The organism is Methylomonas sp. MgM2, assembly GCF_054172045.1.
Window position 1 is genome coordinate 15,265 of sequence record NZ_JBSYXO010000034.1, and the last position, 14,910, is coordinate 30,174.

The 14,910-nt window shown below is 46.9% G+C and carries 12 protein-coding genes and 3 tRNA genes; 11 read left to right on the top strand and 4 right to left on the bottom strand.

What is annotated here, in order from left to right:
- Positions 1 to 22: 22 nt before the first annotated feature.
- Positions 23 to 589, bottom strand: a complete 567-nt coding sequence (gene hslV, locus ACW73I_RS18795) for an ATP-dependent protease subunit HslV (RefSeq protein ID WP_458030972.1) — start codon at positions 587 to 589, stop codon at positions 23 to 25.
- Positions 590 to 740: 151 nt separating this feature from the next.
- On the opposite strand from hslV, the gene ACW73I_RS18800 reads away from it, so the two are divergent.
- The gene (locus ACW73I_RS18800) at positions 741 to 1,526 is read left to right on the top strand and encodes an exodeoxyribonuclease III (protein WP_458030973.1); all 786 of its coding nucleotides are present in this window, start codon (positions 741 to 743) and stop codon (positions 1,524 to 1,526) included.
- A 57-nt stretch (positions 1,527 to 1,583) separates the two neighbouring features.
- On the opposite strand, the gene ACW73I_RS18805 is transcribed toward ACW73I_RS18800, so the two are convergent.
- Positions 1,584 to 2,135, bottom strand: a complete 552-nt coding sequence (locus ACW73I_RS18805) for a DUF1415 domain-containing protein (protein WP_458030974.1) — start codon at positions 2,133 to 2,135, stop codon at positions 1,584 to 1,586.
- Between the two features lie 12 nt (positions 2,136 to 2,147).
- Here ACW73I_RS18805 and ACW73I_RS18810 point away from each other — a divergent pair, with 12 nt between their 5' ends.
- Positions 2,148 to 2,978: a thermonuclease family protein gene (locus tag ACW73I_RS18810; protein ID WP_458030975.1), complete on the top strand. Its 831-nt coding sequence runs from the start codon at positions 2,148 to 2,150 to the stop codon at positions 2,976 to 2,978.
- A gap of 54 nt (positions 2,979 to 3,032) precedes the next feature.
- Here ACW73I_RS18810 and ACW73I_RS18815 read toward each other — a convergent pair whose 3' ends face one another.
- Positions 3,033 to 4,217, bottom strand: coding sequence for an OmpA family protein (locus ACW73I_RS18815; protein ID WP_458030976.1), 1,185 nt, complete (start codon positions 4,215 to 4,217; stop codon positions 3,033 to 3,035).
- A 155-nt stretch (positions 4,218 to 4,372) separates the two neighbouring features.
- On the opposite strand from ACW73I_RS18815, the gene ACW73I_RS18820 reads away from it, so the two are divergent.
- From ACW73I_RS18820 to ACW73I_RS18845, 6 genes are all read left to right on the top strand, one after another.
- Positions 4,373 to 4,834 (top strand): tetratricopeptide repeat protein, encoded by a 462-nt coding sequence (locus ACW73I_RS18820; RefSeq protein WP_458030977.1) that lies wholly within the window; start codon positions 4,373 to 4,375, stop codon positions 4,832 to 4,834.
- A gap of 20 nt (positions 4,835 to 4,854) precedes the next feature.
- Positions 4,855 to 6,249: a glutamate--tRNA ligase gene (gene gltX, locus ACW73I_RS18825; protein WP_458030978.1), complete on the top strand. Its 1,395-nt coding sequence runs from the start codon at positions 4,855 to 4,857 to the stop codon at positions 6,247 to 6,249.
- 41 nt (positions 6,250 to 6,290) lie between these two features.
- Positions 6,291 to 6,366: transfer RNA gene (locus tag ACW73I_RS18830), tRNA-Ala, on the top strand.
- Between the two features lie 26 nt (positions 6,367 to 6,392).
- Positions 6,393 to 6,468 (top strand) — tRNA-Glu (locus tag ACW73I_RS18835).
- A 52-nt stretch (positions 6,469 to 6,520) separates the two neighbouring features.
- Positions 6,521 to 6,596 (top strand) — tRNA-Glu (locus tag ACW73I_RS18840).
- A gap of 493 nt (positions 6,597 to 7,089) precedes the next feature.
- Positions 7,090 to 9,102 (top strand): acyltransferase family protein, encoded by a 2,013-nt coding sequence (locus ACW73I_RS18845; protein ID WP_458030979.1) that lies wholly within the window; start codon positions 7,090 to 7,092, stop codon positions 9,100 to 9,102.
- 47 nt (positions 9,103 to 9,149) lie between these two features.
- Here ACW73I_RS18845 and ACW73I_RS18850 read toward each other — a convergent pair whose 3' ends face one another.
- Positions 9,150 to 10,052 carry a cation diffusion facilitator family transporter gene (locus tag ACW73I_RS18850; RefSeq protein WP_458030980.1) on the bottom strand — a complete coding sequence of 301 codons (903 nt, stop codon included), beginning with the start codon at positions 10,050 to 10,052 and terminating at the stop codon, positions 9,150 to 9,152.
- 242 nt (positions 10,053 to 10,294) lie between these two features.
- Between ACW73I_RS18850 and ACW73I_RS18855 the strand changes: the two genes are divergently transcribed.
- The 3 genes from ACW73I_RS18855 to ACW73I_RS18865 all read left to right on the top strand — a co-directional run bounded on the left by ACW73I_RS18855 (position 10,295) and on the right by ACW73I_RS18865 (position 14,910).
- Entirely contained in the window at positions 10,295 to 13,777 is a 3,483-nt protein-coding gene (locus ACW73I_RS18855) for a hypothetical protein (RefSeq protein WP_458030981.1), read from the top strand.
- 29 nt (positions 13,778 to 13,806) lie between these two features.
- Positions 13,807 to 14,208, top strand: coding sequence for a bacteriohemerythrin (locus ACW73I_RS18860; RefSeq protein WP_458030982.1), 402 nt, complete (start codon positions 13,807 to 13,809; stop codon positions 14,206 to 14,208).
- 111 nt (positions 14,209 to 14,319) lie between these two features.
- Complete coding sequence (locus tag ACW73I_RS18865; RefSeq protein WP_458030983.1) at positions 14,320 to 14,910, top strand: LemA family protein; 591 nt, start codon at positions 14,320 to 14,322, stop codon at positions 14,908 to 14,910.

The following is a 14,910-nucleotide window of genomic DNA, read 5'->3' on the forward strand; positions in this document are numbered from 1 at the left end:
AGTATGTTCTTTCTCCGGTCCCTTAGGCGTGGCCTGGCGCTGAAGACTCCGTATCTAATTCCTCGATACGCAGATTATGGTTAGTGTAAATACAAATGTCGGCGGCAATGCCCAAGGACTTCTCGACTATCTCACGAGCACTCAAGTCGGTGTTTTCCAGCAACGCGCGGGCGGCGCTTTGTGCGAACGCACCGCCGGAGCCGATGGCCACGAAATCGCCTTCCGGTTCTATGACGTCGCCGTTACCGGAAATAGTCAATAAGGCTTTTGAATCGGCGATGATTAGCAGGGCTTCAAGCCGGCGTAACGCCCGATCCGTACGCCAGTCTTTAGCCATTTCCACGGCCGCCCGCATCAGATTGCCGCGATGTTTTTCCAGCTTGCCTTCAAAATGTTCAAACAAAGTAAACGCATCGGCGGTAGCTCCGGCAAAGCCGGCGATGACTTTGTCATGATAAAGACGTCTGACTTTGCGGGCGTTACCTTTCATGACGGTATTGCCCAAGGTGACCTGCCCATCACCACCAATGACGACTTTGTCTCCGCGTCTGACCGCCAGAATGGTGGTGCCTCTAAGTTCTATGCTCATCGCTTTAACTGCTAAATTAATCAAAAGATGCCGAATTTTACATGAGCCAGCGGTAAAACCCCAATAAACTGAATTCAAAGAAGCATTTCGCCTCTACATTTTAGATAGAATGGGGGACAGTTCGAACATTGACAAGCCCTGATCAAATCCGATGCGCATAATTTCTGTCAACCTAAACGGCATTCGTTCCGCCGCAAGCAAAGGTTTTTACGATTGGCTGAAACAACAAGACGCCGACGTCATTTGCCTGCAGGAGCTGAAAGCACAGGCTGCCAACATGAGCAACGAAATGCTGCAACCGCAAGGTTATTTTGGCTATTTTCATTATGCTGAAAAAAAAGGATATAGCGGCGTTGGCATTTACAGCAAACGTGCCGCCGACCGGATTATTGAAGGACTGGGACATGACGATATCGATGCAGAAGGCCGTTACTTAGAGGCGCAATTCGGTGAATTCTCAGTTGTTTCCCTCTACCTGCCTTCAGGCTCCAGCGGCGAAGCAAGACAGGCCATGAAATTCAGCGTGATGGAACGGTTCTATCCGCACTTGGCAGAGCTCAAAGCCAGTGGCCGCGAGGTGGTAATCTGCGGAGATTGGAATATCGCTCACCAAAAGGAAGATTTAAAAAATTGGCGCGGCAACCAAAAAAATTCCGGATTTCTACCTGAAGAAAGAGCTTGGTTCGGCCAGGTTTTAAATGAATTAGGCTGGGTGGATGTTTACCGCCGCCTGCATCCCGATACGACGGATGCCTGCTATACTTGGTGGAGTAATCGAGGCCGAGCTTGGGACAAAAATGTGGGTTGGCGCATCGATTACCAAATTGCGACCCCCATGCTCGCGGATACGGCCGGGTCCTGCCGAATTTATAAAGATCAGCGCTTCAGCGATCATGCACCATTGACGGTCGAATATACGATGACTTTGGCTGAGTAAATAGGCAAGCTGAATAAACACTGACTTTACATAACGCCGGTACAAAAACGGCAGCCATCATTTCGAATAGGTAGCAGCCAGCAACGATTGTAATTTTTTCAATCCCAATTCGCGCGTCAACTTGATGTTACGCGCAGGAATATTGTCCGAATCGGGATAATTTTCCAATGCGCGCTCGATGCTGTCTTCGCGGATGATATGCAACATGGGATACGGCGACCGGTTAGTGTAATGAGCCGGATCTTCTTGATCCTCGACTTCCGTTTCAAATCGGTAGTCGGGATGGAAACTGGCCAGTTGGTAAATTCCTTCATAATTTTGAACGATCAAGAGGCGGTCGGCGATTGCCACCATATCCAAATAATCTTCGAAATCGTCAAACATTTCCGGAAAAATCAACAAAGTCGTTTCCGTTTCGGGATTCGCGTCTAAATAAACGCATTCCTCGATCAATATTTGCACGGCATTCTCTAAGTTTTCCGGCCTGGCTACCCGATAACGAATGCTATTTCTTTGATGTTCGCGGCTAGCAAAAGGGCAAATATTATAAGCAATGATAAATGATTTTAACCACGCTCGCGTGGCGCTGATAACCTGTTGATCTGTCATTAGGTAGAAAACATGTTTAACAAAACCACAACTTACACGGCATCTATTTTATTACTAATGCCGGCTATTTTATCGGCCCAAGTTTTTGAATGGTTCGATGATGAAGGGCGGCATCATTATTCCGATCGTAAGCAAGAACATGCCAAGATTTTATCAGTTAATTCAAGCGATTCTTATGTCATTGTGGAAAAAGTCTTCGACGGCGACACGATCTTATTAAAGTCGGGGCAGAAAGTAAGACTTTTAGGCATCAATACGCCCGAAGTAGCCGGCCGAAACAAAGAAGCCGAACCGGGAGGGGAAAAAGCAAAAGCTTGGTTGCAACGGCAATTAGAGCATAAAAAAGTACGGCTCGAGCACGACGTCGAGAAACAAGATAAGTATCGACGCTCGTTAGCCTATGTTTTTTCCGACGACAAACGTCTTATCAACCTCGAATTAGTGCGCGAGGGCTTGGCAACAGTCAACATTTATCCACCGAACCTGAAATATGTTGATGCCCTATTGGCGGCGCAAAATCAAGCCGAACTGGAGAACCTAGGCATATGGCATGATTCCGCCTACGCTAGGAAAGACGTTAAGTCATTGACTAAAAATAACTACAGGGGTTGGAAACGGATCACCGGGCGTATACAGGACTTAAAAAAAACTAAAAAATACAGCTACTTGAAGTTTTCCGGTAAAGCCGGCGTCCGTATCGAAAATGAAAACCTGAATTTATTTCCGCCTCTCGGAAAATATGTCGGGAAAAAAATTGAAGCGCGCGGTTGGCCGATAAAACAAAAAGATCAATTCATTATTCCGGTCCGCCATCCCGGCGAATTAAAAATTTTAGACCGATAACGGTTCACAAAAAAAGGGAGGCTAAGCCTCCCTTTTACATCAGTCGAAACCGAATTATTTGTCGGTACGTTCGAAACCAACGCGGCGGTTAAACGCGCGGCCTTCCTCGGTATCGTTTGACTCAGCCGGTTTAGATTCGCCGTACCCGACCGTTGTCATGCGGCTACCGTCAACGCCTCGGTTGACCAGCGCATTTTTCACCGCTCTAGCTCTACGATCCGATAGGTCCAGGTTATATTCTTCAGTACCCATGCTATCAGTGTGTCCCTGAATCTCGACAGTCAAGCCGGGATTAATTTCCATAACGTGCGATGCGTTTTGCAGCAACGGTTCAAATTCCGGCTTGATGGTATCTTTATCAAAATCGAAGAAGACACCGTGATATGCCCAGCAACCATGCTTGTCGACTTTGGCACCTGTAGGCGTGTCCGGACACTTGTCGTTGCAATTGTTAATGCCATCGTTATCATCGTCAAGTACCGAGCAGTCTTGAACCGGCTGGCCTGCGTTAAAGAAGACATTTTTAACGAATTCGCTCATACCAGCCGGACTGCTGATGGCATTAGCGTCAGTTGTAAAACCGCAGTTAGACGCGTCCGCCACCATTTGCAGACTTTCACGCCCAAGCGCATCTTGCTTTTCATTCCCCACCCATACGGTATAGATGCACAGCCTATCCCCGTATTGCGATTTCAATGTTTCCGCATTAGGTACAGGATTGGTTTCGTCCATACCGTCGCTGAGAACGATCACGGCAATGTTGCCGGAAGCATTGGCCAAATCGGACTTGGCAACACCCAGCGCTTCGGCCAATGGCGTACCGCCGCTTGAACATGTCAAAGAAGTAATTGCGCTTTCAAAGCCACTAGCAGAATATTGTTGTATGGGTTGATTTAACTTTGTTTCGCCCCAATCCGTACAAGGCCCCATACCAAAACTGCGTAAACCTGCAGAAAGAGGGATATTGGGAATGGTGCTATTTAATTTGTTCAGTAGATTTTTTTCCACATCCAATTTAGTTCCACTGTATTCCGCTGAATTTAAATAGGTTTTACCCATGGATGAAGACGAATCATTCAATACGAAAAAACTGTTGGTCTTTTGCACCAGCAGCCCGGATTTAACTTGCGCGTTTAAATCTTCGGCTTGAAAAGGCTGGAAAGTGTTACTCGATTGAGTAGCACAACCAGATAATATTGCGCCGGCCATAAGCGCGGTGAGGGTTAAGGACTTTTGCATTAATTTTCTCCTAATTGTTTTTGTTGTTTCGGTTAGCTACAAAGTTTGTAGGTCAGAGTCTAGCATTAAACAACATTTTTTTTAATATAGCTTTTTAGGTATTCAACTTCGCACCATGAAATAATATTACTCGTTTAATGGCGAGGAGCGCAGCAATGAATGTAATAGCTCGATTTATTGGCTTAGTTTTGATATTTTTACCAGTTAACCCTTTATGGGCGCTGGACACCGAAGCGATCAAACAAATGGCGGAGCAGAATAGCCCGCTGGCGCAAGCGAAGTTAGCATCTCTTTACCTGCTTGGGAGAGAAGGGATCGAAAAAGACGAAAAACTGGCCGCGATGTGGATGCAAAAAGCCGCAGACCAAGGTTTGGTCGATGCACAGGTTGTGATGGGCGCTTTATATGACCGGGGTATCGGGGTTGATGCCGACCGTAACAAAGCAACACAGTGGTATGAAAAAGCTGCTACGCAAGGCCATGGCACGTCTTTAGCGATCTTGGGCAAAAATCAAGCAGCAAAAGGAAGCGTGCAGTTTAACTACCAAGGCATGCGTTTGAATGCGTCGAAGTCGATTCCTAACGAATATGCCAAAAAATTTTTAACCACTAAGTAATCAACAGATCTTTAACAGTAATGAGTATTAGAACCCGATTTGCGCCAAGCCCCACCGGTTATTTACATGTAGGAGGCGCCAGAACGGCCTTGTTTTCATGGCTATACGCCCGTAAACACGGCGGAAAATTTGTCCTTAGGATCGAAGATACCGACCTAGAGCGCTCTACTCAGGAATCGGTAAACGCAATATTGGAAGGGATGACCTGGCTGGGCCTGGAATATGACGAAGGTCCTTTTTATCAAACCCACCGTTTCGACCGCTACAAAGAGGTCATTCAGCAATTACTCGACCAGGGCGACGCCTATTATTGCTACTGTAGCCGCGAAGAATTGGAATCGATGCGCGAGCAACAGATAGCCAACAAACAAAAGCCGCGTTATAACGGTAAATGTCGGAATGGGGCGAACGGAGACGGTGAACGCGTTATCCGCTTCAAAAATCCCGAACACGGTGAAGTCGTTATCGATGATTTGATCAAAGGCCGCATCGTGATCGCGAATAAAGAACTGGACGATTTGATCATCGCACGCTCAGACGGCACGCCTACCTATAATTTGACCGTGGTGGTCGATGATATGGATATGGGAATTACGCACGTCATTCGCGGCGACGACCATGTCAACAACACGCCGCGTCAAATCAATATCCTGAAAGCGTTGGGAGCCCAATTACCCAGTTACGCCCATGTACCGATGATTCTTGGCTCGGATGGCGCGCGTCTGTCTAAACGGCACGGTGCGGTCAGCGTGATGCAATATCGAAACGATGGTTATTTACCGGAAGCTTTGCTGAATTATTTGGTACGTCTCGGATGGTCTTATGGCGACAAAGAGTTGTTCAGCATCGACGAAATGATTCAGTTGTTCGATATGGACAAAGTCAACGTTTCAGCATCGACATTTAATCCCGAAAAACTGCTGTGGCTGAATCACCAATACATTATGAACAGCGATCCGGCTCACGTTGCACATCATTTAAGTTGGCATCTTGGCGAACGTGGGATCGATCCGACCACGGGCCCCGCATTGGCTGACGTTGTCAAAGCCCAGCGCGAACGCTGCAAAACGCTGGTCGATATGGCCGACCAAAGTTTGTATTTCTATCGTGACTTTGAAAGCTACGACGAAAAAGCCGCCAACAAAAACTTTAAAGCCGGCGTTGAAGAGGTCCTACAGCACTTGTGGAGCCGATTTGATGAACTTGCGGAGTGGAAAACAGAAGCTTTACATCAGGTGGTATTGAATAGTTCGGAGCAACTGCAGTTGAATCTAGGCAAAGTCGCTCAACCCTTGCGGGTGGCTTTATGCGGCACGGGCGTCTCGCCTGCAATTGACGTGACGCTGTCTCTCTTGGGCAAGGATAAAACGCTCGACAGAATTGCACGCGCGATCGAGTTTATAAAAAATAACTAGACAAGCTAATTATTGCCTGTATAATGCGCGGTCTCAACTATGGGGCCATAGCTCAGCTGGGAGAGCGCTTGCATGGCATGCAAGAGGTCAGCGGTTCGATCCCGCTTGGCTCCACCAATGTGGTTGATTGTTTTAATGTCTGGGTCCCCATCGTCTAGTGGCCTAGGACACCGCCCTTTCACGGCGGTAACCGGGGTTCGAACCCCCGTGGGGACGCCACCATTACTAAACAGACATTAAGCACTTAATTGCATTACGTTAAACAGTCCATGTCCCCATCGTCTAGTGGCCTAGGACACCGCCCTTTCACGGCGGTAACCGGGGTTCGAACCCCCGTGGGGACGCCATTCGTATTATTTTGGACTCCGTTTCAAACGCCAACCATCTGAAAAACCGAACCCCCGAAACCGGCAAGAAGGATAATAATCAGTCTCGTCATCGGAGTCATTTTGGTTTAACGACAATTCCAGCCATTTTTGATCGCGGCCAATAAGCGATCCGGAATCGATATTTTGTTTGGATATCTTCCCATTGACGATGCTGAACTATTCCTGATTTTCTGCCCGTGACTAGCGCTAGGCCATGTACCGACCCGCCGGAATAGAATCTAATCGCTGCCAAGCCGATCGTCCCATTACTCACACTTCGGCTATACCGACCAAACCACGCAGCTTGTAGCGGTTATTTACTTAAAACAAATCGATCAGCGCCATCGTTCGACCAAGCCTACTTACTATTCGGTCTTTGCTGATTTCCAGGTCGAATTGCGGTTTTTAAACTACTATTAAGACTTTCTTAAAAAAACGGCTCATCCGCGGCTTTCGCCTAGCTAACGATCCAATGACACACAACAAAAAACTTTCATATCGGCCCGATATTCAGGGTATTCGTGCAATAAGCATTATTCTTGTTGTATTGAATCATGCTGGACTTCAGTTTCTTCCTGGGGGATTTGTAGGGGTAGATGTATTTTTTGTTTTATCGGGATATTTAATTACAGGCCTATTGGTTCGAGAGCATAACGAAAATAATAAAATCAATATGCTTGATTTTTATGCCAGAAGATTAAAACGACTATTCCCTGCTCTCTTTATCATGCTGGTGACGGTTGTTGTGTGCAGTTCATTATTGCTTTCGGATTTTCAATTAACGCAACAAGCCGCATCTGTAAATTTTGCTACTACTTGGAGTAGTAATTTATTTTTTTCGTTTACCACAATCGAATATTTTGCAGAGCTAAAAAATAAAGATTTATTTTTACACACTTGGTCGCTAGGTGTGGAGGAACAATTCTATTTGATTTGGCCCATACTGATAGTACTCTCGTTTTTATTTTGCAATAAAATAGATTCCACCGGCCGATGGGAATTACAGTTTATTGGCATTCTTGTGTTTTTATTCTTATTTAGCTTTGGATTATCTCAATATTGGAAAGTATATAATCCTATTTTTTCTTTTTATATGATGCCATCCAGAATCTGGCAATTCGCACTGGGGGCACTTTGTTATATTTGGCTTGAAAAAAATAGACACCGCTTCGAATCATGGCAGCCACTATATTTGCCATCATTTTGGAAAAATAGTGCCGGTTTGATTGGAATAGGTTTAATCATAGGAAGCGCTGCTTTTTTTCATTCAAGTATGACCTACCCTGGAGCTTGGGCCTTACTGCCTTCGATAGGAGCTCTATTATTAATTTCAGCTAGATATGTAAATCAAAGTAATGTTATCAGTCGAACACTAACACATCCTTCATTAGTTTGGATTGGAGATCGTTCTTATTCTTGGTATTTATGGCACTGGCCGGTTTTGATGATTGGTTCATCGATCGGCATCGCTTCAGGACTAGATAAAGTTACAGGATTGGTTACTTTTTCCTTTTTGATGGCAGTGTTCAGTTATCGTTATATTGAACTGCCTTTTTGGAAAGGCCGATTTAGTAATGCTAAACCGAGGTTGGTCATATTAACGTCGCTTCTTGCAATGCTTCTATTGGTTTTTGGATTTCAAAATTACTTAAAATCCGCTCGCAATAAAAGTGAAACGCAAGCAGCATCGTTTGTTAATAAAGCTCGTGCTGATTTGCCTATCATTTATAGCATGGGATGCGACGCTTGGTATGCCAATTCAAATGTTCAACCTTGTTTATTTGGAGATAATAATCATACAAAAACAGTGGCACTAATTGGAGATAGTGTCTTGGCACAATGGTTTTCACTTTTGCCGCAAATATTTAGATATCCAGAATGGCGTACTATTGTATTAACTAAGTCGGCATGTCCCATGGTTGATGAGGACTTTTTCTACACTCGCATAGGCAAGGTTTATACAATATGTGCCCAGTGGCGTGATGCGAGCCTGGAGTATCTAAACTCACTTCGGCCGGATATTATTATTGCAGGCAATGCGGCTACTTATGATTTCTCGGAAAACCAGTGGATCGCCGGCTCTAAACGAGTCTTTTCTCGATTAAGCCAAATGTCCAAAAACGTGATTATATTGCCTGGCACCTATGCGCTGTCATTCGATGGGCCGAGCTGCCTAGAACAAAACTTATCGTCTATATTAGGCATAGAAAAAAGAGATCCTCAAATATGTGCGGAACCGATCTCGAACGCTGAACAAATAAACAGAGTCGTCGGCTATTTGAATCGAGCTACCGACGGCCTGCCGAATGTTAAGCTGCTCAATCTTAATGATTTAGAATGTCCGGACACGCAGTGCTCTGCCTTAAATGCAAATGATTTGGTTGTGTTTCGGGACTCGCAGCATCTTACCGATACGTTTGTACGTGCACAGGTACCTTTTGTGCGGTCGCGTATAGAACGATTGGGAATTGAAGTGTCACCTTAAGCGAGGTTAATTCCCAAGCAAATAATTCGTATCCCGAAAAATCAAATTCAATCGGCGCTATCGATCTCAAAAAATATCCATTTCACTTGCTTATGCGCAGCTTTGATTTGCTGTTCCATGGAATTAATTGCGTCCACTGCTTCGGATACCGTCAAGTGTGGTTGTAATTCTGCTTTAATCGCGATCATGACTTGTTGGCCGTGATTGATAGCCCAAATATTGAGTACATTTAATACGACTGATTGTTGCAGAAGATAATCCGATACGGCATCACGGATTTCCATGTTGGCTTCGCCCAGTAACAAAGAATGAACCTCGCGCCCTATGAGCCATGCGACCATCACCAGCAAGATGCCAATGAGAATCGAGCCGACAGCGTCATAAACGGCGTTTCCGGTTAATAAAGTTAAACCGAGCATCAATGCGGCAATAATCAGCCCCGCCAAAGCGGCCAAATCTTCACCAACCACCACCATTAGCTCACTAGAGTGGGTTCCTTTAAACCATTGCCACAAGTTCCGCCCGCCTTTTTCATCTTGCAATACGTTCAGCGCGCCTTTTAATGAAAAGACTTCCATTGCAAGCGCAATCAGCAATATCAACATGGCGATCCCTGCATTTTCCACGGAATGGAGTTCGCCAAGGCGCAACCAGCCTTCGTAAATCGAGAATAAGCCGCCGACCGAAAACAAAGTAATGGCCACCATCATTGACCAAATATAGGATTCCCGCCCAAACCCCATCGGGTGCTTTACGGTGGCTAATTGAGACGAACGTCTCATACCGATGTACAAAAGCACTTGGTTACCGCAGTCGGCAAACGAATGAATCGATTCAGCGAGTAACGAGCCTGAACCCGTCCAAATAGCAGCACCGGTTTTGGTGATGGCAATACCTAAATTGGCGACAAAAGCGTAAGCAATGGCTTTGATTGAGTTATCGTGCGACATGGGATTTTCCGGTTAAGAGTGAGCTAACATTTTCACATTCCATTTAATTCTACATTCGGAAGATCGAGTCCGAACATATAAAAACTACAGATCGATACGTCATCGCCTTTATAAAGCGGGTTAGAACCGGATTATCGAAACCGGGATCCGTTTTGAAGCGGCATTGGCCATATCTATACTGCGATAACAGGCCACTTTGCTATATCATGAGACTGTCAAGCAACTAACGTTTTGGGGGCAATATGGACAAGCTAAGAGCACTGGGTTTAGGTGCAGAGCATTTAGATCAAAACAGCGTCAGGCAACAATTGCATCTTTATATCAACCTAAAATTGGCATCCTGCGGCCAGCCGACTTGCATCGATCCGGAATCGGCCGCGTTCATGGATACCGCTCAGGATTTGCTAAATAGTTATCTAGAAAAAAACCGGCAATTGGCCGGCTCGTCCCTTTACCCTTCCGATCGCCGTATTCAAACTTTTTTAGATCGTTATTTAGCCGATCTTGGCTTGGATAACATTCCAGCCTTACCGACAATGACCTTCGAGTTAGATCGCCACGGCGTCGCCCGTGAGTTATCCATACCCTTAGGAGCAAACGAATTCGTCTCGGAGATCGTATCAAGCTACCGCGTCAAACAAGGCGTTTTGCACAACCCCACCAGCGACCGGCGCACGACGGAAGGATCGTTTCACATCGCCGAAGGCGGTCTCCCCGTCCCAGGGGATAAGAAACAAGTTCCGAAGCTAACCTTCGCGAAAATGCTTGGGCAAGCGCTAAATCCGCCGCCAGACCTGCTGCTTGTGCCATTTACAGCCAAGCAAGAACATCCCGCCCATATGTTTGCCTCGCTGTTGCTGCGTCCGATTGTTTGCCCTGAAATTCCAGGCATCGAACCGGAAAAATCCATGGAAATTCGCTTTTTTGCACCAGGTAATTTGGTCAGTAATCTGGACTTCGTCGAGAGCATATTCGGCAACGGCGGAAATCCCGCTTTACCTGAATGCGATGCCGCGCTTGATATCGATCACTGGACCGGCCACAGCGGCTGTGTCATTCTAGCACCGCATCTGACCAAATTAACCAAGAAGGCAGTCGGTTTGCCTCACTGGAACGATGCCACCGAGCGTCAACGCGCCGACGGCATGTGTTGGCAACAAGAGGACGAGCTGTATAACAACGGCCAAGCGTTTAAACTGACCGCACGCGATACAACGGGGGTAATCGTCACACTCCTGGCCGATAATTATTTCGGCTATTGCAAAAAAGAAATCAAAACTCAGATTAGCTATGCCGCCAATTTATTCGGCCTGGCCGAAGAGGAGCATGCAGGCGGCGCTTTGGCATTCAGGCGTTTCAATCATGGCGATGAATTCGGCGTCAGCAATCGCACACGCGAACCCGGCTACGATTTTGACGAAATGGCATACCGCTACGGTGCTATTATGGAAATCCAACCCGAAGGTTACGCTATCGACAAGCATTTTCCGGAAATCGTCTATGTGCCTCAAGACTTACGGATGAATTTGAATACCCAAAAAATCACCTGGGTCAGAAACGGCCAAAGTCATAGTATTCGTCTCAAGCCTGACAAAATTTATATTCAACCCAACGGTTATAAAATCGAAATGCGTAAACACCCGGGCGCTCCGTCCTGGCGTTTAGTCGGCACTGTGGCCGAAGGCACCTTCTGTCATAAACCTTGCACCGTTTCAGGCGGCGGCAAGTCAGAAATCTCCAAGTCCATCGAAGATGCAGTCATTTATGGCCCATTGTTCGTCGATGATCTGCAACGCGATCTAGATCTGGTGCAAGCCATCTTCGATAAGGATTACAGCAAAGGCCGCTTTTTGCCTGGACACGAATACGAAGACCACGCGCCAAGCCGTACCGTACTGAGCGAAGAACGCAGTCTGGGATCGGTCATTAAATTGTTGACGCCGTCGCCGCATCATACGCCTGAATTCAACGCCTGGTTAAAGTCTATCCCGCCCAGTATTTTAGCCTTGGTATTTTTAATCAAGCGCTTCTATCGCAGTGAATGGGGCGATCGCTGGCGTGATCACCTGTCGGTCGACATCATCGATGGCGCCCCGGGACATGAATTGAAACTAGGGCATCGCAAAATCGTAGCGACCTATTTGCGGGTTGGCTTTGATCAAGAAGGCGGCTGGCGCACGTTCAAGGTCAGGCAGGATTATCTGGCCTGCGAAAAAGTGCAGATGGAAGACGACATTAGCGCGTCGGTAGTCGTGCCCACAAACGCCATAAAACCTTGGCTGACCAAATCCGATACTCATCCCCACAGCGTCAAATTGGTAACCAACTGCGAATATCGCTTATTCCAACGCCCAGACGATGCCATTATTCCCGGCTACGACAAACAAACCGAAGCGAATATGTCGGAACCCGGCAACTTCATGGCCAATTTCGAACCGCTGGATCACGCCAGATTGTCCGATGTCGTCGAAGATGTAATGACGTTTTCCAAGTTTACCGAGCCGATGCGCCGTCTGCTGGAGGCCGCCTACCAACAGCATGACCCTTATGTCGTGTCATCCGCTCATTTCCGTATAGTGAACGGCAAACCTTCAAAAAATCCGCGCTATCTTGAAACGCGTGTCGACTTGGTCAACCCCCTGCGCAAATACGTGGCTGAAATAGGTGCGCGCCTACATCGGAAAATTCCGTTAAACGAACCTCTGTGTCATGCAGTCGATGCGGTATTGACCGGGCGGCGCAATAATCCGCCCGATGGCCTCATCCGTTCGTTGGCTGTCTATAACCCAATCCATTACCAAGAATTACCGGAATTGTTCATGGATTTCGTCTGCTCCTTGACGGGTAAGTCGCCTTCAACTACAGGAGCCGGTAGCGAGGGCGCATTAACCAAAGGACCTTTTAACGCGCTACGTCCGACAGCAGACCTCAATAACGCACTGGTGTCGTTCATATTGACGGGTTACCCCGGTTTTTCCAGTTCGGCGGGCTATATCGGCCCGAATGTACGAATCGATCACGATATTAGCCTGTTGATTCCCGAGATCTGGGCCCGGCTGTCACCAACGGAGCGGGAGCCGGCATATTTGCTGCAACATGGTTTTCTGGAACCGCTAAACGACTTTGAGCACAACGGGCGCATCGTATTAGCCAGTCGCCTGGGCTATCGCATCACGAGTCATTTCGTACACGGATTGATGGGTAAAATTTTCGATAATCCTTACGCCGTATTTACCGACGAGATTTTGCAGCCGGAATTGCAAGACTTAGACGTATTCGTGGACGGCGTACATAATATCGTCGAAACCCAACAACGCGTGGCCCAACAATATCTCGACGATGGCAGCATCGAAGACGCCTGTCCGCCGCTTTACGCGCTGTTACATATCATGGCTAACGGCCATTACCAAGGAATGGATGCCCATCATCCTCAGATTCGGGCTATGTTTACTCGCGATTATTTGCTAAAAAGCGATTGGTATCATGAGCGGTTAACGATTAAACAACAAAGGGATATTGCCTTATGGCAACGCCATGTCGATTGCCTCGACAGCTTGTTACGTGACAACCGCCATGCAATGCGCGTCGCAGATTTGAATTTGCAACAGCAATATGAAAAGGCTAAGCAAAAATTGAACAAAATGAAAAGCTCGGAATACTTGGAATCATTGGTCGGCACTTTGGGGGCCGATCCTATTGGGTCCTATCGATCCGTTCGACCGTAGTGTTATCTTGAAGCATCCGAGGCAGATTTATGGCTATCGATATTCCTTGGGAAAAAAAATTTGAAACTGGAAATCTCAGAATCGACCGCGAACATCGTATTTTTTTGGATTTAATTCGGAATGTCGCTGAAGCCCTGGACCGACAAGAACCTAAGGATTGGTGTATGCGATTATTGCGAGAAGTGGAAAAGTTCATCGATTTTCATTTTTTCAGTGAAGAGAATCTGATGTTAAGAGTCGGTTATCCGGACTATGTCGAGCATCAACAAAAGCACGCCGAGTTGCTGGTGAGTCTGCAGGAAAGGATGCAGGCTTATTCTGATGACAGGATCAACCTGGAAGCAATCGTGGTGTTCTTATTCGACTGGTTTGTGATGCACACCTCGCAATTCGATAAAAAACTGGGAAAATTTTTGACTGCGAAAACATAGGCAGTTGCTGCCATGCTAAAAAAATGAACACCATTGCGCCATGGCGTTCATTTCGTTTGGTCGCATGTGTATTATGCTAATTTCATTTTCCAGGCACTGATGGGGCCGTTCATGCATAAGCGTATAAGCATCATTGTTTTGTTTTTGACATTCACTCTGTCCGGCTGCGGTTATAACACCTTTCAGACCCAGGACGAGCAAATCAACGCATCCTGGGCCGAAGTCCTCAATCAGTATCAGCGCCGCGCCGACCTCGTACCCAACTTGGTTAACACGGTAAAAGGCTATGCCGGGCATGAAAAAGAAGTATTGGAGGCAGTGACGGCTTCGCGTGCGAAAGTAGGCGGCATCCAAGTCACACCCGAACTCATTAACGATGAACGGACTTTTGCCAAATTCCAAGCCGCGCAGGGTGAATTGACTTCCGCATTATCCCGCCTCTTGGTGGTGGCTGAAAACTACCCCCAGCTAAAGGCCGATGCCAATTTTCGTGACTTGCAAGCGCAGTTGGAAGGGACCGAAAACCGGATCACCGTGGCACGGAACCGCTATATTGCAGCAGTCAAAGAATACAACATCACGGTACGCTCCTTCCCCAGCAATCTAACCGCAATGGTGTTCGGCTACCATACCAAGCCCTCGTTCAGCGTCGAAAACGAAAAAGCCATCTCCACGGCGCCGACCGTCGATTTCGGAAACTAA

Bases quoted from the DNA above. Each gene is read 5' to 3' on its own strand.
- hslV (WP_458030972.1), bottom strand. From the start codon at position 589: ATGAGCATAGAACTTAGAGGCACCACCATTCTGGCGGTCAGACGCGGA.
- ACW73I_RS18800 (WP_458030973.1), top strand. From the start codon at position 741: ATGCGCATAATTTCTGTCAACCTAAACGGCATTCGTTCCGCCGCAAGC.
- ACW73I_RS18805 (WP_458030974.1), bottom strand. From the start codon at position 2,135: ATGACAGATCAACAGGTTATCAGCGCCACGCGAGCGTGGTTAAAATCA.
- ACW73I_RS18810 (WP_458030975.1), top strand. From the start codon at position 2,148: ATGTTTAACAAAACCACAACTTACACGGCATCTATTTTATTACTAATG.
- ACW73I_RS18815 (WP_458030976.1), bottom strand. From the start codon at position 4,217: ATGCAAAAGTCCTTAACCCTCACCGCGCTTATGGCCGGCGCAATATTA.
- ACW73I_RS18820 (WP_458030977.1), top strand. From the start codon at position 4,373: ATGAATGTAATAGCTCGATTTATTGGCTTAGTTTTGATATTTTTACCA.
- gltX (WP_458030978.1), top strand. From the start codon at position 4,855: ATGAGTATTAGAACCCGATTTGCGCCAAGCCCCACCGGTTATTTACAT.
- ACW73I_RS18845 (WP_458030979.1), top strand. From the start codon at position 7,090: ATGACACACAACAAAAAACTTTCATATCGGCCCGATATTCAGGGTATT.
- ACW73I_RS18850 (WP_458030980.1), bottom strand. From the start codon at position 10,052: ATGTCGCACGATAACTCAATCAAAGCCATTGCTTACGCTTTTGTCGCC.
- ACW73I_RS18855 (WP_458030981.1), top strand. From the start codon at position 10,295: ATGGACAAGCTAAGAGCACTGGGTTTAGGTGCAGAGCATTTAGATCAA.
- ACW73I_RS18860 (WP_458030982.1), top strand. From the start codon at position 13,807: ATGGCTATCGATATTCCTTGGGAAAAAAAATTTGAAACTGGAAATCTC.
- ACW73I_RS18865 (WP_458030983.1), top strand. From the start codon at position 14,320: ATGCATAAGCGTATAAGCATCATTGTTTTGTTTTTGACATTCACTCTG.